This window comes from Actinacidiphila paucisporea (genome assembly GCF_900142575.1).
Lineage (GTDB): Bacteria > Actinomycetota > Actinomycetes > Streptomycetales > Streptomycetaceae > Actinacidiphila > Actinacidiphila paucisporea.
The window spans coordinates 134,963-153,928 of sequence record NZ_FRBI01000009.1; the positions used below are offsets into that span (position 1 = coordinate 134,963).

The window sequence follows — 18,966 nt, forward strand, 5'->3', positions numbered from 1 at the left end:
TTCACTCCCGCCGTACGTCGTGTCGAGTGGTCGCGGCCCCGCCCGTGCGGCGAGAGTCGGCACTAGCCGGCCGCTCGTGCCGCCATGCCGCCGTACCCACGTAGCGAGGTCGCCGATGTCCGACAGGCTCCGCGTACGGGTCCGCCGGCCGGTCGCCGGGCCGGACCCTGGCGCGGCCGCCGCGCCCGGCACCCTCGGCTGGGTGGTGGCGGTCTGCGCCGCCTTCGTCGTCGCACAATTGGTGCTCGCCGTTCCGGGCTCTGGCCTGGGCTGGGACGAGACCGTCTACACCAGCCAGGTCTCCGCCCACGTACCCGCCGCGTTCTTCAGCGCGCCCAGGGCCCGCGGTATCTCCCTGCTGGCCGCACCCGTCGCCGCACTGACCGCCTCCACCGCCGCCCTGCGCGTCTACCTCGCCGTGCTGTCCGGCGCCGGACTCCTCGTCGCGCTGCGCGTGTGGCGCCCGCTGCTGCCCGCCCGGATGCTCGCGCTCGCCGGCGGCCTGTTCGCCGGGCTGTGGATCTCGCTGCTGTACGGGTCGCAGGTGATGCCCAACCTCTGGAGCGCCTACGGCGGGCTCGCCGCCGTCGGCTGCCTGCTGCGCGCGGCCCGCGACCGCACCGACCGCGGCGCCCTGGCCGGGCTGGCGGCCGGGGTGGCGCTGGTCGGCCTGATGCGGCCGCCGGACGCGTTGTGGCTGGTGCTGCCGCTGGCCGGCGCCGCCCTGACGATCCGGCGGTGGCGCCGCCCCGCGCTGTTCGCGGTGCTGGCGGCGGGCCTGCTCGCGGGCTGCGCGGAGTGGGTGGTCGAGGCGTACGTACGCTACGGCGGCCTGGCCGCCAGGCTGCACCGGGCCAGCGCGATCGAGGGCGGCCTCGGCCTGCACTTCGCCGTGGACGACCAGATCCGCGCGCTGGACGGCCGCACACTGTGCCGTCCGTGCGACGTGCCGTGGCGGCACCGCGCGGCCTCGGCGTGGTGGTTCGCGCTTCCCCTGCTGGCCGCGGGCGGTGCCGCGGCGGCCTGGCGCGGCCGCCGGGCCACGGTCTGGCTGCCGCTGCTGACCGCGGCCTTCCTCGCCGCCCCTTACCTCTTCACCGTCGGCTACGCGGCTCCCCGATTCCTGCTGCCCGCCTACGCGCTGCTGGCGATCCCGGTGGCCGAGTGCCTGTGGTGGGCGGCCGTCCGCGCTACGGGCCGGCCGCGCCGCGCGGTGACCGCCGTGGTCGTCGTCGCCCTGTGCGGCCACCTGGCGATCCAGGGCAGCGTCCTGCTCACCGCGGTCCACGGCAACCGGCGCGCGCGGGGCGAATACGACGCCGTCGCCGCCGGTCTGCGCGCGAACGGCGTGCGGCCACCGTGTGTGCTCTCCGGGGACTCGGCGGTCCCCGCCGCCTTCTACGCGGGATGCGCCTCGCGCGAGACGGCGGGCGCGGACCGTAGCATCACCGCGGACGGCCTGCTGGCGGTCGCCCGCCACCGGCCGGTCGCCGTCCTCGTCGCGCCCGGCGACCGCCCGCCCGCCTTCGCCCGGCACTGGCGCTCGGCAGCACTGCCCGGCTACCGCGCCTACTTCGCCCGCTGACCCCTGCCTCTCCCGCCCCCCTGCCGCTCCCGCCACCCCAGCCGATCCGCATCCGGCCGGGCGCCGTACCCCCCACCAGTGGCCGACGGCGGCGCGGCCTGGTTCGCTGGTAGCGACGGCACTCACGCACGGAGCGAGGCCAGGCCATGACGACGACAACGGACGAATCACGCCGACACATCCGGCAACTGCGCGCCCAGGCGGACAAGCTCGCCGCGGACGCCGAGCACGCGGCCAGCACGGCGGAACGCACCCGGCTCCAGCGCAGAGCCGAGCAGTTGGAGTCGGACAGCGACCAGGAGAGCATGATGGCGGCCGGGGACATCTACCCCGCGCAATGACCCACGCCCGCCTGCCCGATCGCGAGGACGACGCCTGATGAGCGACCAGCCGCCACCCCACCTGCCCACCGCGTTCGGGAACTACCAGAACGACATCTACCTGCGCGCACTCGGCGGCGTGCTGCCGGATCTGCCGATGACGTTCGCCGAGCTGGAGGCCCGCGCGGCCGAGGCGATGCCGCCGTCGCTGGTGTCGTACGTCGCCGGCGGCGCGGGCGACGAGGCCACGCAGCGGGCGAACGTCGACGCCTTCGCCCGCTGGGGCCTCTACCCGCGGATGTTCGTCGGCGCCCGGGAGCGCGACCTGTCCGTCGAGCTGTTCGGTACGACCTGGCCCTTGCCCCTGTTCATGGCGCCGGTCGGGGTGATCGGGCTGTGCGCGCAGGACGGCCACGGCGACCTCGCCACGGCACGGGCCGCGGCCAGGACCGGGGTGCCGATGATCGCCTCCACGCTGACCGTCGACCCGCTGGAGGACGTGGCCGCCGAACTGGGCGGCACCCCCGGCCTCTTCCAGCTCTACACGCCCACCGACCGCGACCTGGCGGAGAGCCTGGTCCACCGTGCCGAGCGCGCGGGTTACACGGCGATCGTCGTCACCCTCGACACCTGGGTCACCGGCTGGCGCCCGCGCGACCTGGCCACCGGCAACTTCCCCCAGCTGCGCGGCCACTGCCTGGCCAACTACTTCACCGACCCGGTCTTCCGCCGCCTCCTCGGCAAGGACCCGGCGGACGACCCGCAGGGTGCAGTCCTGCTCTGGACCCAGCTGTTCGGCAACCCCCTGACCTGGGACGACCTCGGCTGGCTGCGGTCCGTGACGAAACTGCCGCTGATCGTCAAGGGCATATGTCACCCCGACGACGCGCGCCGCGCCAAGGACGGCGGCGTCGACGGCGTCTACTGCTCCAACCACGGCGGCCGGCAGGCCAACGGCGGCCTGCCGGCCCTGACCGTGCTGCCCGACGTCGTCGCCGCGGCCGACGGGCTGCCGGTGCTGTTCGACTCCGGCGTACGCTCCGGTGCCGACGTGGTCAAGGCGCTCGCGCTGGGGGCGACCGCGGTGGGTGTCGGCCGCCCGTACGCGTACGGCTGCGCGCTCGGCGGCACCGACGGCATCGTCCACGTCCTGAGGACCGTGCTGGCCGAGGCCGACCTGATCATGGCCGTCGACGGCTACCCGAGCGTCGCCGACCTCACCCCGGCCGGCCTGCGCCCGCTGCCGTGACCCGGCGGCCGCCGCGGGGGGACTGTCAGTGCCGGATGCGACGCTGCACGTATGACGACCTGGAACCTGCTGGACCTCGACCGTGCTTTTCGCGCGTCCTGGGCCGCCGACACGTGCTCGCCCGACGACGTGTGCCGGGAGGAGTGGCGGCCGGACAACCCCTCGTGGGGCCACTGCGACATCAGCACGCTGCTCGTCCACGACCTCTTCGGCGGCGACCTGATGGTCGGCGAGGTCCACCTCGACGGTGAGCAGCACGGCTTCCACTGGTGGAATGCCCTGCCCAGCGGCATAGAACTCGACGTGACCGCGGAGCAGTTCCGGCGCGGCCAGCGGGTGACCGGCGCCAGGGCCGTCACCCGCCCGCAGGGGCCGCTGGCGCACCGCTGGGAGGAGTATCTGCTGCTGCGCGAGCGCGTCTCCCGGCACCTCGGCCCGCTGCCGGCCCCCGACGCCATGGTGCACCCGGCGGACGAAGGGACCGCGCGGATGTCGATTCCGGGCGCTTCCCGTTCGTCGGAAGGCTGACGGGGGCCGCACCGCGCCCCCGCGGACGACACGGAAGGACAGACGGCCATGGCGCGCTATCTGCTGCTCATCCACGACAACGAGGCCGACTACGAGGCGGCCGACGACGCCGCCCGCCGGGCGCTCGACGAGGCGCACGCGGCCTTCGACCGCGAGCACAAGGACGCCATCGTGGCGAGCGAGCACCTCCAGCAGACGTCGACGGCGACCGTGGTGCGCGAGGACGGCGCCGGCGGGCACCTCGTGACGGACGGCCCCTACGCCGAGACCAAGGAGGCCCTGGGCGGCTACTACGTCATCGACGTGTCCGACCTCGACGCGGCGCTCGCCGTCGCGAAGCGGCTGCCGTTCTTCGGCGGGACCGGGGAGGCGGCGGTGGAAGTGCGCCCGCTGCACTGACCCGAGCCGGACGGCAGGCGGCCCGCACCGCCGCCCGTGAAGCCAGACAGGAGGCCTGCCCGTGTCCGTGCCCGCCGACCCGCCGCCCCGCGGCCCTGGGCAGGCCGCCGCGGCCCGCGCCGTCGCCGAGGCGCACCGCGGCCAGTGGGCCTTCGTGCTGGCCGCGACCGTCCGGGTCACCCGCGACCTCGACCTCGCCGAGGAGTGCGTGCAGGACGCCTACACCAAGGCCCTGGTGGCGTGGGCGTCCACCGGCATCCCCGCCCGGCCCGGCGCCTGGCTGACCACCACGGCCCGCAACCGCGCCGTGGACGTCATCCGGCGCGACGCCTTCTTCCGCACGGCGCTGCCCCTGCTCGCCGACGACGACGAGACGGTGACCGGACCGGCCGACGGCGAGGACATCCCCGACGAGCGGCTGCGGCTGATCTTCACCTGCTGCCACCCGGCCCTCGCCCCGCAGGACCGGGTGGCGCTGACGCTGCGGCTGGTCTGCGGGCTGACGACCGCGGAGACCGCCCGCGCGTTCCTGGTCGCCGAGACCGCCATGGCCGCGAGGATCACCCGGGCGAAGAAGAAGATCACCGCGGCCCGCATCCCGTACCGCATCCCGGACTCCGGGGACCTGCCGGAGCGGATCGACGCGGTGCTGACCGTGGTCGACCTGCTGTTCACCACCGGGCATGTCGCCCCCGAAGGTCCGGCGCTGCTGCGCACCGAACTGATCGCCAGGGCCGCCGGACTGGCCCGGATGCTCGGCGAGCTGCTGCCCGGCGACGCGGAGGTGGCCGGGCTGCGCGCGCTGGTCCTGCTGACCGACGCGCGCCGGCCCGCCCGGCTCGACGCGGAGGGCGCCCCCGTGCTGCTGGCCGACCAGGACCGCGGCCGGTGGGACCGGGCGGCCATCGCCGAAGGCCTGCTGCTGGTCCGCCGGGCGCTGCGCCGCCGCCCGCCCGGCCCGTTCGCGCTGCGGGCGGCGATCGCGGCGGTCCACGCCGAGGCCCCCACCTGGGAGGCGACGGACTGGCCGGAGATCGTCGGGCTGTACGACCTGCTGCTGCGCCGCCGCCCCACACCCGTCGCCGCCCTGAACCGCGCGGTCGCCGTCGGCTTCGCCCACGGCCCCGCGGCGGGCCTCGCCGCCCTGTCCGACCTCGCCGAAGAGCCGCGGCTGGCCGGCTACCCCTACGCGTCCGTCGCCCGCGGTGAATTCCTGCACCGCCTCGGCCGCCGTGCCGCCGCCGGGAGCGCCTACCGGCAGGCACTCCAGCACACCTCGAACGCGGTCGAGCGGGACTTCCTGCTCACCAGGATCGCCGCGCTGGACGCCGAGCAGCCGTGCTGAGCCGGGCCGCTCACCGGGCGCGGTCCCGGATGCTTCGTCGGCTCCTTCCGCGCCCCTGCGCCGCCGAGCCGAACAGCGAGGTCCGGGTGCTCACCGACGTGGCGGAAGCGCACCGGGAGACGGGTCGTCCGGTCCGAGTAGTCGTGAGGTCACGTGGTGCGGTGACCCGCCCCTTCGTACGGTGAAGGCCCCGGGCGGGTCACCGCATGCCGGGTTGCGCAGGGCGAAGAAGGCCGACGCGTAGAGCGAAGGGTCGGTGCCCGGGTGGCCGGTCAGCTCGGGTCACAGACCTGCGCGGTGCACCACCACGCAGGTGTGCGGCCCGGTGGCATAGGCCGCCGGCGAGCAGCCGAGGTGGCGGTCGAGCACTTCCGCTCCGCAGTCCGCAGGCGGCCCCAGCCGCGGGTCGGCGGGGTCGCCGTGCCACCAGACGATACCGGCGAGGTCGAGGTCGCCCGGGTCGAGGGTGTCCTCGTGTACGGCCGTGTGCATGCTGCGCGCCGTGCCGGCTTCGGTGACGGGTCGTACGTGCCTGACCACCCGTATCTCGTCGTCCTTCGGGCCGACCGCGGCGACGACATGCAGCGGTGCGGTGGGCGGCGCGGGCTCGTACCGCGGCAGCGGCACGGGTCGATCACGGTGAGCCCGGCCCTGCGTGCCAGGTCCAGCCACAGCCGCAGTTGACCCGGCCCGTGTCCGGCCCGGATGTTGGGGTGCAGGACCGCCGCGACGCGATATTCGTCGACCGGCAGCTCCGACACCAACCGCGGGAGCAGCAGCGGCAGTACGTCCTCGGCTCCGCCGTCGCCGAACAACGACGCGGGATTCCATGTGGAGTTCAGAAGCACCAGCCGGCGCCCGGGATGCACGCCCAGCGGCCTGCGGAACCGCTCGCGCTATCGCCCGGCGGCCAGAACCCGGTCGAAGCACGGGTCCCCGCCCAACACCGCTGCCGGCACGGCCTGCGGGCAGCCGGCACGCAGCCGCTCGATCTGCTCGGGGTGCGAGAAGACCAGCGCCTCCGCGACCGGTTCGCCGTCCGACAGCAGCCACTGCGGTGACAACCCGAACACCGGCGGCGGGGAGGCGCCCTCCGGCTGCGAGCCCTCCAGCGTCTTGTTGTAAGCCCACACCGTGCGAGAGGACCGCCAACGGCCCTTTGATGATGCCGAGTTCGCCGCCCAGGCTCGCCGTCACGGCCAGGTCCACCGGAGTGCTCACCGCCTGCTCCCACGGCAGGACCGGCAACCCTACCGAGTCCAGCAGCTCTGCTACCCCGGCTTGGAAGGGCGAGGAGCCGGTGCAGGTCGCCAGCAGCTGGACTCGCAAGTCGTCGCGGAACAGCGGCAGTACGTCAAGCAGCCGGGTCGCGGCAGTGACGTTGTGTACGACCAGCAGCACGCGCCGGCTGCGGCTCCGGGAGGCCCAGCGGGCGGCGTCCTCGCCCACCGGCACCCGCACCCACCCACGCGGTCGCTCCACCACGCTCCGCCACTCCCTCCGACCGGCGTCCCAACCTATCCCGCCCTGACCGGTAGGGTCAGCCCGCCGTCGCGGCCTTCGGCGGTGGCCCGCTGGGCGATTTTGGGGTAGTTGTCGCGGACCATGGCCGCACACGACCCTGACGGGGTCACGATGTAGTCGTAGTCGTAGTCGTAGTCGTAGTCGTAGTCGGTGAAGACGGTGGCGTAGCGGTGGACCAGTGGCTCGGTCTGGTGCCGGTAGCCGGTGTTGTACTGCGGCTGGCCGCAGCAGGACTGGCCGGTGGGGAAGCGAGGCGGCGGGTGAGGGTCCGGCGGTCACCGGCCGGTCCCGGGGACGGTCGGGGGCACGGAAGGGGACCCGGCCGCGAGCCGGGCCTCCGCGGCGTCCCAGGCTCGGCTGTCGCCCTGAGGGCGGTAGTGGCGCAACCGCTGCGTATCGGCGACGAGTTGCCGCATCTGCGCGAGGTCGCCCACCAGGCCGTGGGCGCGCGCCTGCACCAGCACGTTGCCGATCGCCGTGGCCTCGGTGGGTCCGGCGACGACAGGCAAGCCGGTCGCGTCGGCGGTCAGTTGGCACAGCAGCGCGTTTCGGCTCCCGCCGCCGACGAGGTGGATCCGGGTGATGTCGCGGCCGGAGAGTTCCGCGGCACGGCGCAGCACCCGGCGGTGTGCCAGGGCCAGGCTGTCCAGCACGCAGCGGACCACCGCGCCCGGCTCGGCCGGCGGGCGCCGGCCGGTGTGGACGCAGGCGCCGGCGATGGCGGCGGGCATGTCGTCGGGGGCGAGGAATTCCGGTGCGTCGGGGTCGATCAGCGCCGCGAGCGGTTCCGCCCGGGCGGCGGCGGTGAGCAGCGGAGTGAGGGCCACCGGCCGACCGCGCGCGGCCCAGGCGCGGCGGCATTCCTCGATCAGCCACATGCCCATGATGTTGCGCAGATAGCGGACGGTGCCGTCGATGCCGCGCTCGTTGGTGAAGTTGGCGGCCCGTGACTCCTCGGTGAGCACGGGCGCGTCCAGTTCGAGACCGGCCAGCGACCACGTACCGCAGGAGATGTACGCGGCACCTCCGCCGGTCGCGGGCACCGCGGCCACGGCGGAGGCGGTGTCGTGGGAGGCGACCGTGACGACGGGCGTGTCCGCGGGGAGACCGGTGGCGGCGGCGACCTGCGGCAGCAGGGGGCCGGCCGGTGTGCCGGGTTCGCGCAGCGGTGGCAGCAGGTCGGTGTCGAGCCCGGTGGCCGCCGCGATGTCCCGCGACCAGGTGCCGGTCCTGGCGTCGAGCAGCCCGGTCGTGGAGGCGTTGGTGATCTCGGCGCCGACGGAGCCGGTCAGCCAGTACGTCAGCAGGTCGGGGATGAGCAACAGAGTTCGGGCGAAACCGAGTTGGACCGACCCGCGGGATGCGGCCAGCTGGAAGACGGTGTTGAAGGGCAGGTGCTGGAGCCCGGTGGTGCCGTACAGCCGCTGCGCGCCGACCCGGTCGCGCAGCTGCTCCGCGAGGCCCGAGGTGCGGTCGTCGCGGTAGTGGTGGGGCAGGCCGAGCAGCGCGCCGTCCGCGTCGAGCAGGCCGTAGTCCACGGCCCAGGTGTCGATGCCTACCGACGCCACGGGGCCGGTCTTCGCGGCCTCGCGCAACCCGTCGAGCACCCCCTGGAAGAGGCCGGGAAGATTCCAGTGCAGCCCGGTGGGCAGCCGCAGCGGGGTGTTGGGGAAGCGGTGGACCTCGGTGAGGTCCAGGCGGCCCCGCCCCACCCGTCCCACGATCACCCGGCCGCTCGTCGCCCCGAGATCCACCGCGGCGAAGGCGGACGGGGCGGCGGAGTCGGACGGTGCGGTCGAGGTCACGGGGCTTTCCTTCTGCGGGCGAGGGGGAAGGCAAGGCGGGAGGGGGACGCAAGCCGGCGGACGGCGAAGGCCGCGGACGGCACCGCGGCTCAGCGCAGGAAGGCCGCCGCGACCCCGGCGTCGACCGGGATGTGCAACCCGGTCGTGTGGGCGAGGTCGCCGCCGGTGAGGGCGAATACCGCGTTGGCCACGTGCTCGGGCAGCACCTCCCGCTTGAGCAGCGTGCGCTGGGCGTAGAACGCGCCCAACTCCGACTCCTCCACCCCGTAGACGGCCGCGCGCTTGGCCCCCCAGCCGCCGGCGAAGATGCCGGAGCCGCGGACGACGCCGTCGGGGTTGACGCCGTTGACGCGGATGCCGTGCTCGCCCAACTCGGCGGCGAGCAGCCGGACCTGGTGGGCCTGGTCGGCCTTGGTGGCGGAGTAGGCGATGTTGTTGGGGCCGGCGAAGACCGCGTTCTTGGAGGCGATGTAGACGATGTCGCCGCCCAGTTGCTGCTCGGCCATCACCCGGGCGGCGGCGCGGGAGACCAGGAAGGAGCCGCGGGCCATGATGCGGTGCTGGAGGTCCCAGTCGGCCGCGGTGGTCTCCAGCAGCGGCTTGGAGATCGAGATGCCCGCGTTGTTGACCACCAGGTCCACCCCGCCGAAGGCGAGCAGCGCCTCGTCGAAGGCGGCGGCGATCTGCTCCTCCGACGTCACGTCGACCGTCACCGCGACGGCCTTGTCGGCGCCGCCCAACTCCTCGGCGACGGCAGCCGCCTTGGCCGCGTCCAGGTCGGCGACGACGACGCACGCGCCCTCGGCGACGAGCCGGTGCGCGATGGCCCGGCCGATGCCGGACCCGGCGCCGGTGACCAGCGCGATCCGGGTGGCGAGCGCCTTCGGCGCCGGCATCCGCCGCAGCTTGGCCTCCTCCAACTCCCAGTATTCGATGCGGAATTTCTCCGACTCCTCGATCGGCCGGTAGCTGGAGACGGCTTCGGCGCCGCGCATCACGTTGATCGCGTTGAGGTAGAACTCGCCGGCCACCCGGGCGGTCTGCTTGTCCTTGCCGAAGCTGAACATGCCCACGCCCGGCACCAGCACGATCGCCGGGTCCGCGCCACGCATGGCGGGGGAGTCGGGCGAGGCGTGCCGCTGGTAGTAATCGGCGTACGCGGTGCGGTAGTCGGCGTGCAGCTCGCGGAGCCGGGCCGCGGCATCCTCCAGCGGAGCGCCGGGCGGCAGGTCGAGGACCAGCGGGCGGACCTTCGTGCGCAGGAAGTGGTCGGGGCAGGAGGTGCCCAGCGCGGCCAGCCGCGGGTGCTCGGCGCGGGAGAGGAAGTCCAGCACCTCGGGCGTATCGGTGAAGTGGCCGACCTGCGGGCGGTCGGCGGAGGCCAGCGCGCGGATCAGCGGCGCCAGCGCGGCGGCTCGCGCCCTGCGCTCGGCTTCGGGCAGCGGCAGGTAACCGTCCAGGACCGGTCCGAACGGCTCGGGGCGGCCGTGCTCGGTGATAAAGGCCTCGGCGGTGCGGATGATGTGCAGCGCATTGCGCTCGCACTCCTGGGAGGTGTCGCCCCACGCGGTGATGCCGTGGCCGCCCAGAACGCAGCCGACGGCCTGTGGGATGGCCTGCCTGACCGCGGCGATGTCCAGGCCGAGTTGGAAGCCGGGGCGCCGCCAGGGCACCCAGACGACGGTGTCGCCGAAGCACTCGGCGGTGAGTTTCTCGCCGTCGGCGGCGCAGGCCAGCGCGATCCCCGAGTCGGGGTGCAGGTGGTCGACGTGGGGCGCGTCGACCAGACCGTGCATGGCCGTGTCGATGGAGGGCGCGGCCCCGCCCCTGCCGTGCAGGCAGTAGTCGAACGCGGCGACCATCTCGTCCTCGCGCTCCACCCCCGGGTAGACCTCGGCCAGCGCCCGCAGCCGGTCGAGCCGCAGCACGGCCAGGCCGGACTCCGTGAGGGTGCCCAGGTCGCCGCCGGAGCCCTTGACCCACATCAGCTCGATCCCGGAGCCGGTGACCGGATCGGGCGCGCTGCCCTTGGCGGAGGTGTTGCCGCCGGCGTAGTTGGTGTTGCGCGGGTCCGAGCCCAGCCGGTTCGAGCGCTCCAGCAGCTCGCTGACGGTGCTCTGCTCGGGGAGGGGAACGGCGGCCATGGGTGGTGTCCTTTGCGGTTCTGGAGGTCAGGGGTGCCGGTGCTTCGCATACGGGACGGGGGCGCGGCGGCTGCCGCGTACGGCCGAGGGCTCAGGCGCCCCAGCCGGCCTGTTCGCCGCCGACCCGGCCGGACACGATCTGCTGCTGCCAGCCGGAGGCGCGGTAGGCCGCCATCGGGTCGGGGTGCAGCCCCTGCTCCTCGCGCACCGAGGCCAGCAGCGGGCGTACGTCGGTGTTGTACGCGTCCATCAGCACCGCGTTGGCCTCCAGCACGTCGCCCGCGAGCTGCGCCGCGGCCAGCGCGTCCGCGTCGACCAGCAGGGCCTTGGCAGTGGCCTCCTGGACGTTCATCACCGAGCGGATGATCGCCGGGATCTTCGCCTCGATGTTGTGGCACTGGTCGAGCATGAAGGCCACGCCGGTCTCGGCCCGCAGCCCGCCGTTCTTGACGACCTCGTACAGGATCCGGAAAAGCTGGAAGGGGTCGGCCGCGCCGACCATCAGGTCGTCGTCGGCGTAGAAGCGGGAGTTGAAGTCGAAGCCGCCGAGCTTTCCCTCGCGCAGCAGGAAGGCGACGATGAACTCGATGTTGGTGCCCGGCGCGTGGTGCCCGGTGTCCACCACGACCTGCGCCTTCGGGCCGAGTTTGAGGCAGTGTGCGTACGCCGTGCCCCAGTCGGGGACGTCGGTGGCGTAGAAGGCCGGCTCGAACAGCTTGTACTCCAGCAGCATCCGCTGGTCGTCGCCGAGCCGTTGGTAGACCGCCGCGAGCGCCTCGGCCAGCCGGTCCTGGCGGGCCGCGATGTCGTCCTGGCCCGGGTAGTTGGTGCCGTCGGAGAACCACAGCTTCAGGTCGCGCGAACCGGTGGCGTCCATGATGTCGACGCACTCCAGCAGATGGCCCAGCGCCTTGCGGCGGACCGCCGGGTCGGGGTTGGTCACCGAGCCGAGCTTGTAGTCGTCGTCCTGGAAGACGTTGGAGTTGATCGCGCCCAGCGTCAGCCCGCGCTCCTCGGCGTGGGCACGGAGCCCCGCGTAGTCCTCGACGCGGTCCCACGGGATGTGCAGTGCCACCACCGGCGCCACGCCGGTCGCCGCGTGCACCTGGGCGGCGTCGTCCAGCTTCTCGTACGGGTCGCGGGGCACGCCCTCCTGCCGGAACACCTTGAAGCGGGTACCGGAGTTGCCGTACGCCCACGACGGGGTCTCGATCCGCTGGGACTTCAGCGCCGCCCGGACGGCCGACCGATCTGTCATGGCAACCTCTGTGAATCGTTTCATTTAGCGGACACCGTAGTGGTGACGGCAACGTCTGTCAATAACTTGCGACGCAATGAAATGGTTCATGCGGCCGCGTATGAGGTGCCCGGCGGGCGTGCCGGTCGAGCCTTGACGACCTCGCTGAGCGGGGCTAGCGTCCCGGCATCGCCCGTTGAAACAGTTCACCTCCCCTGTTTCTCGTCGGAGCCTCAGGAGTCACCCACGCCCATGACCGACAGCGCACCGGAACGGACTCCGGTTCCCCCGCCGGAGGGGTGAGCGTGCCCTTCGCGGACACTCGCCGCGGCGGGTCGACGCCCTCGCGGTGTCCGTGCAGGACCCCGCTGCGCTGCGCACCGCCTGCATCAGGTCCGGAGGGTGTGCGCCCCCGGAAGAGCGGCGCCACGGTCGTCACGTACGACCCCCCGCACCGCGAGCGCACCGGTCCCCGGCCTGACGGATCAGCGGGGCTCCCCGGCAGACCCGCGCGACCGGCCCCATGGGCCGCACCTTCGCGACAGCGGCCGGGTCGGCATGGCGGGTCCCCGGCAAAGCGGCCGTCCTCGGGAAGCGGGAGGTCGGACGGCCGAGAGGTCGGGAGGTCCACCATCGGCCGGCTCGATTTCCGGCCCGGCCGCCCAAGAAAGGAACGTTGATGAAACGCGTATGCTTTCTGCTCAAAATCCGACAGGAACGCCTTGCCGAGTACCGTGAACGCCATGCCGCGGTATGGCCGGAGATGCAGGCCGCACTGACTGCGACAGGTTGGCACAATTACTCGCTCTTCCTGCGGGATGACGGTCTGCTGGTCGGCTATCTGGAGACCGAGGATTTCGAGCGGGCGAGGGCCGCGATGGACGCCACGGAGGTCAATGCCCGCTGGCAGGCGGAAATGGCGGGCTTCTTCGAAGAATTGGACGGGAGCGCACCGGATGCGGCTATGGTTCCGCTCAGCGAGGTCTTCCACCTCGCCTGAACGGCCCCTCGTTGACGCGGGCACCGGAATCGTTGCCGCCCGCTCGCCGGCTGCATGCGTCTGTCCGGCGCGTCCGGTACTTGACGCCTGACGCCTGACGCCCGCTCGTGCGTGCGCCTGTCGCCCGCTTGCCGCAGGGGGCGGGCGACGGAGGTGAAGCGATTCATTCACACCTCGTTCGTGTTCTGCCGGATCAGCATTCTGTTCTGCGATGCGGGGTCGGACCCGTATGATTGAATAGGTTCAATTTCCAGTCCGGGGAGCGGGGACGGAGCGTGGCATCCATGGTGGGGATCAAAGACGTGGCGCGGCAGGCCGGCGTCTCGGTGGGCACCGTCTCCAACGTGATCAACCGGCCCGACCTGGTGGCCGAGGAGACCAGGACGCGGGTGCAGTCGGTCATCGCCAGGCTCGGCTATGTCCGCAGCGAGTCCGCCCGCCAGCTCAGAGCCGGCGCCAGCCGCATCATGGCGCTGCTCGTCCTCGACATGGGCAACCCCTTCTTCGTGGCCGTCGCCAGCGGCGCCGAGCGCACCGCGCGGGCGGCCGGCCTCGGCGTGATGGTCTGCAACAGCGCGCAGAGCGTCAGTGAGGAGCGGGAATACCTCTCGCTCTTCGCCGAGCAGCGGGTCCGCGGCGTCCTGGTCACCCCCGCCGACCCGACCGGCCGCAGTCTCGACGGCCTGCGCAGCCAGGGCATCCCCTTCGTCCTGGTCGACCGCGTCTCGGCGGACCCGTCGGTCTGCTCGGTGTCGGTGGACGACGTGGCAGGCGGCCGCCTCGCCGTGCAGCACCTGGTCGCGGCCGGCCACCGGGCGATCGTCTACGTCGGCGGGCCGCCGGAGGTCACCCAGGTCCACGACCGCAAGGCCGGCGCGCTGGCCGCCCTCGCCGAGGCCGGACTCCCCGCCTCGGCGCTGACCGAGATCTCCGCCGAGCGCCTCGACGTCGCCGCCGGCCGCGACGCGGGATCGCGCCTGCTGGGCCTCGGGCACCGGCCCACCGCGGTCTTCTGCGCGAACGACCTGCTGGCGCTCGGCGTCCTCCAGGCGATGTTCGCGGCCAGGATCAGCGTCCCCGACGAGATGGCGATCGTCGGCTACGACGACATCGAATTCGCCGCGGCCGCCGCCGTCCCCCTCACCTCGGTACGCCAGCCCGCCGTCGCCATGGGCCGCCTCGCCGCCGAGATGCTGCTGGAGGAGACGGTCGGCGACCCGGCCGACCACCGCCACCGCCAGACCGTCCTGCAGCCGGAACTGGTCGTCCGCGGCTCCAGCCTCCCCGGTCGCTGAAACCAGCCGCTGGCATAAGCCACCGACCGGTCACCGACCGGCCTCACCGCCCGCACAGCTCCTCGGGGTCCTCAGGGTCCTCGGGGACCCCGGCCGCCCGCGGCTCGTCGCGCTGCAGGGCGACGACGGCCATGTCGTCGTCCAGGCCCGCCGGCGCGTGGGCCCGGAGGTCGGCGGTCACCGCCTGCACCAGTCGCCCCGGGTGGTGGTCGACCCACGCGGCGGCACGCTCCAGCAGCGGGTAGAAGTCGCCCTTGCCGTCGCGCGCCTCGGTGACCCCGTCGGTGTACATCAGCAGCCGGTCGCCCGGCACGAAGGCGAAAGTGGTCGGGGTGTAGCCGCCGTCGGCGAGCGCGCCCAGGCCGAGCGGAGGGGCGGGGTCCGCGGTGTCCAGCGCGGCGACCGTGCCCTGGTGGAAGAGCAGCGGCGGGAGGTGGCCGCAGCTGATCACGTGGACGCACGGGTCGTCGTCGGGGATCTCGATGACGGCCGCCGTCACGAACCGCTCCGCGGTCTCGAGCGATCCTGCGGCGTCCCCTCGCTCGTTCATCCCCCAGCGGACGCTGCCCTCCAGCGACGCGACCAGTTCGGGCAGCGGCGACTGGCGGTGCGCCGCGGCACGGAAGGCCCCCAGGACGAGTTCGGTGTCGCCGACCGACCCCAGGCCCTTGCCGCGCACGTCACCGATGAGCAGCCGAGTGGAGTCGGCCGTGCGGGCGACCGCGTAGAGATCCCCGCCGACCGGTGTCCCGACGTCGGCGGCCCGGTAGGCGGACGCGATCGAGACCGGCCCCGCCTGCCGCGGCAGCGGCCGCAGCACGGCCTCCGACACCCGCCGCAGCCCCAGCACCTCGTGGCGTCGCCGCTCCAGCAGCCGGCTGATCACGATCAGCAGCACCGAGAGCCCGACGAGGCTGCACAGCTGCAGCAGCACGCTCTCGGTGGTCAGCGACATCCGCTCGGCCCCGGCCGCGATCAGCGCCAGCACCGCGAGCCCGGCGGTGAGCGTCGACCGCCGCGGTCCGAGGAAGACGGCGGCCAGCGCGACGGGGAGGACCAGGGCGTGCGCGAGGTGGATGTCCGGCGGCACGAACAGGTCCACGACCGGCACCAGCGTGATCAGCACGGCCGCGAGCGCGGTCCAGGCGCACTCACGTGCGCTCACGGACTTCCACAGCGGCGGATGCAGGTGCCGGGCGGGCATGGGACCCCCTTTGGTTCCCTTACGTCGATTGCGCCGGTCAGCGCACAACTCGCGCAAAATATTCCAAACCGGTCGCGTGCGGGCGGTACGTACGCGCCTCGCGGTCGGCCGGCGCCGAGGTGGGGGAGGAGGTCCGAGCCGGGCGGGGGCCTCAGGCGTCGTGTCCCACGCCGCGGTCGGGCTCGCTCATGTCGCCCGTCGCGGGTGTGCCGTCCGCGAGGGCGTAGCGCAGGTAGACCGTGCCCTTCGGGCTGGCTGCCGGCGGTTCGAGGAGGGCGATGTTCGTGGGCACCGCGCCGCCGTCGAAGACCTTCTTGCCGACGCCCAGCACGACCGGGTGGACCCACAGGTCGAGGCGGTCGAAGAGCTTCTCGCGCAGGAGGGTCTGCACCAGGTCCAGGCTTCCTACCACCTTGATGTGCTCGTGCCGGTCGCGGATCTCGCGCACCGCGGCGGGCAGGTCGGGCCCGAGGTGCGTGGACCCGGCCCAGGAGAGGTCGGGCGTGCCGCGGGAGGCCACGTACTTCGGGACGCTGTTGAAGAGTGTGGCGATCTCGTTGTCCTGGCCGCCCTTCTGGTGCGGCCAGTAGGCGGCGAAGAGGTCGTACGTCCGCCGGCCGAGCAGCAGGGCGTCCGTGCCCTCGTAGGCGGCACCGATCTGCGCCCCGGCGACCTCGTCGATCAGGGGCGCCTGCCAGCCGCCGAACGGGAAGCCCTCCGGGTCCTCGTCGGGGCCGCCGGGCGCCTGCCCGACGAGGTCGAGGGTCGCGAACAGTTCGATGTGGATGAGGCCCATGGCTTGCTCCGATGAGTTCGGTGTTGTCGGTCGGTAGGTAGACCGGCGGGCCCCGGAGAACTCATCGCTGAGACGGCACCCGCTTTCGTCCGGCGAGCGGATCAGCGAGCGGATCAGCGAACTGATCACGCTGCCGGGGCACCACTCAGCCGGTTCCCGCGGGGGGATCCGCGTAGACGCCGTGCAGCATGCCGGTGGCCTGGCCGACCTCGATGAGGTAACCGTCCGGGTCGCGGAGGTAGCACCGCACTTCGGCTCCGCGGTCGATGGGCGGGGTGAGGAAGCGGGCGCCCTTGGCGCTCCATTCCTCGTAGCACGCCTGGATGTCGGCGACGCGGAGATTGAGGAAGCTGGTGGCGGTCGTCGGGTCGGTCGGCGGGTGGAGGGTGACGTCGGGTTTGTCGGGGGTGGGTCCGCCGCCGGGGTTCATGATGATCCAGCCGTTGGCGAGTCTGACGATGCAGGGATTCTCGGCGAGTACGACCTCGCCGCCCAGGACGCCGGTGTAGAAGGCCCGCGCGCGGGCCACGTCGGCCACCGTCAGGAAGTGGGTGAGGACCAGCCCGGTTTCCGGGGCCGGCAGGTCGTCATGGGGCATGGCGGTACTCCCAACGTGCGAAGAGCGGGGGAGGTACGGGCTCGGTCACGTCTGCCGGGCACGGTTCCCTCACGATGTGTCGCCCAGCAGTTGCTGCATCGAGGCGAGGTCCTCGTCGATCTCCGCGCGTCGTGCCCGCGGGCCGCACGCGTGCAGCAGGCGCGAGTAGTCGGCCGCCGCGTCGACGACGCGCTTGCCCAGGGAGGATTCCGACTCGCCGAAGTCGCTGGTGGCGGCGTAGACGGCACGGGGGGCGACGATCGCGTGCAGGTAGGTGAACATCGGGCGCAGCGCGTGTTCGAGGACCAGGGAGTGCCGCTCGGTACCGCCGGTCGCACCGATCAGAACGGGCATGTCCGCGAGCGTGTGCTCCGGTAGGACGTCGAAGAAGGACTTGAACAGCCCGCTGAAGGAGGCGTTGAAGGCCGGGGTGACGGCGATGACGCCGTCCGCTCCGGCGACGGCGTCGAAGGCGGACTGCAGTTCCTCCCTGGTGAAGCCGGTCAGCATCGCGTCCATGATGGGGTGGCCCAGGGGGCGGAGTTCCACGAACGTCGTCTCGGCCCGCTGCCCACTGCGCTGCCTGACCTCATCGGCCACCGCTGCCGCCAGCCGGTCCGCGAGGAGCCGTGTCGAGGACGGCTCGCGCAGGCCGCCCGTGATGATCGTCAGCTTCATCCGGCTTTCACACCCTCTTCCCTGTCGGGCTGCGAGTCCCCGGCGGCCGCCCGGTGGGCACGCAGCAGGGACTCATGGGTCGGTGCCGGCGGTACGTCGGCAGGCCGGCCGACCGCGAACTCCTTGCGGAGCACCGGGACCACCTCCTCGCCCAGCAGGTCGAGCTGTTCGAGCACCGTCTTGAGCGGGAGGCCTGCGTGGTCGACGAGGAAGAGCTGGCGCTGGTAGTCGCCGACGTAGTCGCGGAAGCCGAGCGTCCTGTCGATGACCTGGGCCGGTGATCCGACCGTCAGCGGTGTGAGGGACGTGAAGTCCTCGAGCGACGGACCGTGCCCGTAGACCGGCGCGTTGTCGAAGTACGGGCGGAACTCGCTGACGGCGTCCTGGCTGTTGCGCCGCATGAAGACCTGCCCGCCCAGGCCCACGATGGCCTGCTCAGGACTGCCGTGGCCGTAGTGCGCGAACCGCCGGCGGTACAGCTCGACCATCGACTGCGTGTGGGAGGGCGGCCAGAAGATGTGGTTGGCGAAGAAGCCGTCCCCGAAGTGGGCCGCCAGCTCCGCCACTTCGGGCGTACGGATGGCGGCGTGCCAGACGAAGGGCGGGACGCCGTCCAGCGGCTGCGGTGCGAGCGTGAAGCCCTGGAGCGAGGACCGCAGGGTGCCTTCGTAGTCCACCACCTCCTCGCGCCACAGGCGGCGCAGCAGGCCGTAGTGGGCGACGGTCAGCGGGATGGCCTGGCGGATGTCCTGCCCGAACCACGGGTAGACGGGGCCGGTGTTCCCGCGGCCGAGCATGACGTCGGTGCGGCCGCCGGACAGGTGCTGCAGGACGCTGAAGTCCTCGGCGATCTTGACCGGGTCGTTGGTCGTGATCAGCGTGGTCGACGTGGACAGGATCAGCCGTTCGGTCTGTGCGGCGATGTAGCCGAGCAGCGTGGTCGGCGAGGACGGTACGAAGGGCGGGTTGTGGTGCTCGCCGGTCGCGAAGACGTCGAGCCCGACCTCCTCGGCCTTGCGCGCGATGGCGACCGTGGCCTGGATGCGTTCCGCCTCGGTGGGGGTCGTCCCTGTCGTCGGGTCCGTCGTGACGTCACCGACGGTGAAGATCCCGAACTGCATTCCCAGCGCTTCGGACGAGTCCATGAAGAACTCCCTGTGGTTCTAGTGCAGGCCCCGCCAATTCTTCCACCCGCGTGCCCGGCACGCAGAAGGCACTCACCTCACCCGCCCCCTCACACGAGGTGACCGGAGCAGCCG

Annotated in this window: 18 protein-coding genes and 1 pseudogene; 8 read left to right on the plus strand and 11 right to left on the minus strand. The window is 72.9% G+C overall.

From position 1 onward, the window contains the following. The first annotated feature begins 115 nt into the window (after positions 1-115). The 6 genes from BUE44_RS15935 to BUE44_RS15960 all read left to right on the plus strand — a co-directional run bounded on the left by BUE44_RS15935 (position 116) and on the right by BUE44_RS15960 (position 5,426). Positions 116-1,585: a hypothetical protein gene (locus tag BUE44_RS15935; protein ID WP_073498714.1), complete on the plus strand. Its 1,470-nt coding sequence runs from the start codon at positions 116-118 to the stop codon at positions 1,583-1,585. 146 nt (positions 1,586-1,731) lie between these two features. Further along, positions 1,732-1,926 carry a DUF6381 family protein gene (locus BUE44_RS15940; RefSeq protein WP_073498715.1) on the plus strand — a complete coding sequence of 65 codons (195 nt, stop codon included), beginning with the start codon at positions 1,732-1,734 and terminating at the stop codon, positions 1,924-1,926. A 37-nt stretch (positions 1,927-1,963) separates the two neighbouring features. Next, the gene (locus tag BUE44_RS15945) at positions 1,964-3,154 is read left to right on the plus strand and encodes an alpha-hydroxy-acid oxidizing protein (RefSeq protein ID WP_073498717.1); all 1,191 of its coding nucleotides are present in this window, start codon (positions 1,964-1,966) and stop codon (positions 3,152-3,154) included. Between the two features lie 51 nt (positions 3,155-3,205). Continuing rightward, positions 3,206-3,682, plus strand: coding sequence for a YunG family protein (locus BUE44_RS15950; RefSeq protein ID WP_079189785.1), 477 nt, complete (start codon positions 3,206-3,208; stop codon positions 3,680-3,682). A gap of 48 nt (positions 3,683-3,730) precedes the next feature. Next, positions 3,731-4,081, plus strand: coding sequence for a YciI family protein (locus tag BUE44_RS15955; protein ID WP_073498718.1), 351 nt, complete (start codon positions 3,731-3,733; stop codon positions 4,079-4,081). A 61-nt stretch (positions 4,082-4,142) separates the two neighbouring features. Further along, complete coding sequence (locus BUE44_RS15960) at positions 4,143-5,426, plus strand: RNA polymerase sigma factor (protein WP_235002183.1); 1,284 nt, start codon at positions 4,143-4,145, stop codon at positions 5,424-5,426. A gap of 282 nt (positions 5,427-5,708) precedes the next feature. Here the strand turns inward: BUE44_RS15960 and BUE44_RS39540 are convergent, their stop codons facing one another. The 6 genes and pseudogenes from BUE44_RS39540 to rhaI form a co-directional block, all read right to left on the minus strand. Beyond that, positions 5,709-6,053: a hypothetical protein gene (locus BUE44_RS39540; RefSeq protein WP_073498720.1), complete on the minus strand. Its 345-nt coding sequence runs from the start codon at positions 6,051-6,053 to the stop codon at positions 5,709-5,711. Between the two features lie 269 nt (positions 6,054-6,322). Beyond that, on the minus strand, positions 6,323-6,559 hold the full coding sequence (locus tag BUE44_RS39545) for a hypothetical protein (protein ID WP_073498722.1): 237 nt from the start codon (positions 6,557-6,559) through the stop codon (positions 6,323-6,325). A gap of 420 nt (positions 6,560-6,979) precedes the next feature. Then, a pseudogene (locus BUE44_RS15975) lies at positions 6,980-7,198 on the minus strand (heterodisulfide reductase-related iron-sulfur binding cluster); the annotation flags it as partial. Positions 7,199-7,225: 27 nt separating this feature from the next. Continuing rightward, positions 7,226-8,755, minus strand: a complete 1,530-nt coding sequence (locus BUE44_RS15980) for a rhamnulokinase (protein ID WP_073498724.1) — start codon at positions 8,753-8,755, stop codon at positions 7,226-7,228. A gap of 89 nt (positions 8,756-8,844) precedes the next feature. After that, the gene (locus BUE44_RS15985) at positions 8,845-10,899 is read right to left on the minus strand and encodes a bifunctional rhamnulose-1-phosphate aldolase/short-chain dehydrogenase (protein ID WP_073498726.1); all 2,055 of its coding nucleotides are present in this window, start codon (positions 10,897-10,899) and stop codon (positions 8,845-8,847) included. A 91-nt stretch (positions 10,900-10,990) separates the two neighbouring features. Further along, a complete protein-coding gene (rhaI, locus tag BUE44_RS15990) occupies positions 10,991-12,157 on the minus strand; it encodes an L-rhamnose isomerase (protein ID WP_073498728.1) in 1,167 nt (388 codons plus the stop codon). Positions 12,158-12,815: 658 nt separating this feature from the next. On the opposite strand from rhaI, the gene BUE44_RS15995 reads away from it, so the two are divergent. Beyond that, the gene (locus tag BUE44_RS15995; protein ID WP_073498730.1) at positions 12,816-13,136 is read left to right on the plus strand and encodes an L-rhamnose mutarotase; all 321 of its coding nucleotides are present in this window, start codon (positions 12,816-12,818) and stop codon (positions 13,134-13,136) included. A 275-nt stretch (positions 13,137-13,411) separates the two neighbouring features. Next, positions 13,412-14,431, plus strand: a complete 1,020-nt coding sequence (locus BUE44_RS16000) for a LacI family DNA-binding transcriptional regulator (protein WP_073498732.1) — start codon at positions 13,412-13,414, stop codon at positions 14,429-14,431. A gap of 43 nt (positions 14,432-14,474) precedes the next feature. Here the strand turns inward: BUE44_RS16000 and BUE44_RS16005 are convergent, their stop codons facing one another. From BUE44_RS16005 to BUE44_RS16025, 5 genes are all read right to left on the minus strand, one after another. Then, a complete protein-coding gene (locus tag BUE44_RS16005; protein ID WP_159450261.1) occupies positions 14,475-15,596 on the minus strand; it encodes a PP2C family protein-serine/threonine phosphatase in 1,122 nt (373 codons plus the stop codon). A gap of 190 nt (positions 15,597-15,786) precedes the next feature. Then, entirely contained in the window at positions 15,787-16,431 is a 645-nt protein-coding gene (locus BUE44_RS16010; RefSeq protein ID WP_073498735.1) for a dihydrofolate reductase family protein, read from the minus strand. 145 nt (positions 16,432-16,576) lie between these two features. Beyond that, the gene (locus BUE44_RS16015; protein ID WP_073498737.1) at positions 16,577-17,029 is read right to left on the minus strand and encodes a VOC family protein; all 453 of its coding nucleotides are present in this window, start codon (positions 17,027-17,029) and stop codon (positions 16,577-16,579) included. Between the two features lie 69 nt (positions 17,030-17,098). Then, positions 17,099-17,707 carry a CE1759 family FMN reductase gene (locus BUE44_RS16020; protein ID WP_073498740.1) on the minus strand — a complete coding sequence of 203 codons (609 nt, stop codon included), beginning with the start codon at positions 17,705-17,707 and terminating at the stop codon, positions 17,099-17,101. Further along, positions 17,704-18,828: a CE1758 family FMN-dependent luciferase-like monooxygenase gene (locus BUE44_RS16025; protein ID WP_073499008.1), complete on the minus strand. Its 1,125-nt coding sequence runs from the start codon at positions 18,826-18,828 to the stop codon at positions 17,704-17,706. Before BUE44_RS16025 ends, BUE44_RS16020 begins: the two co-directional genes overlap by 4 nt. Positions 18,829-18,966 lie beyond the last annotated feature (138 nt).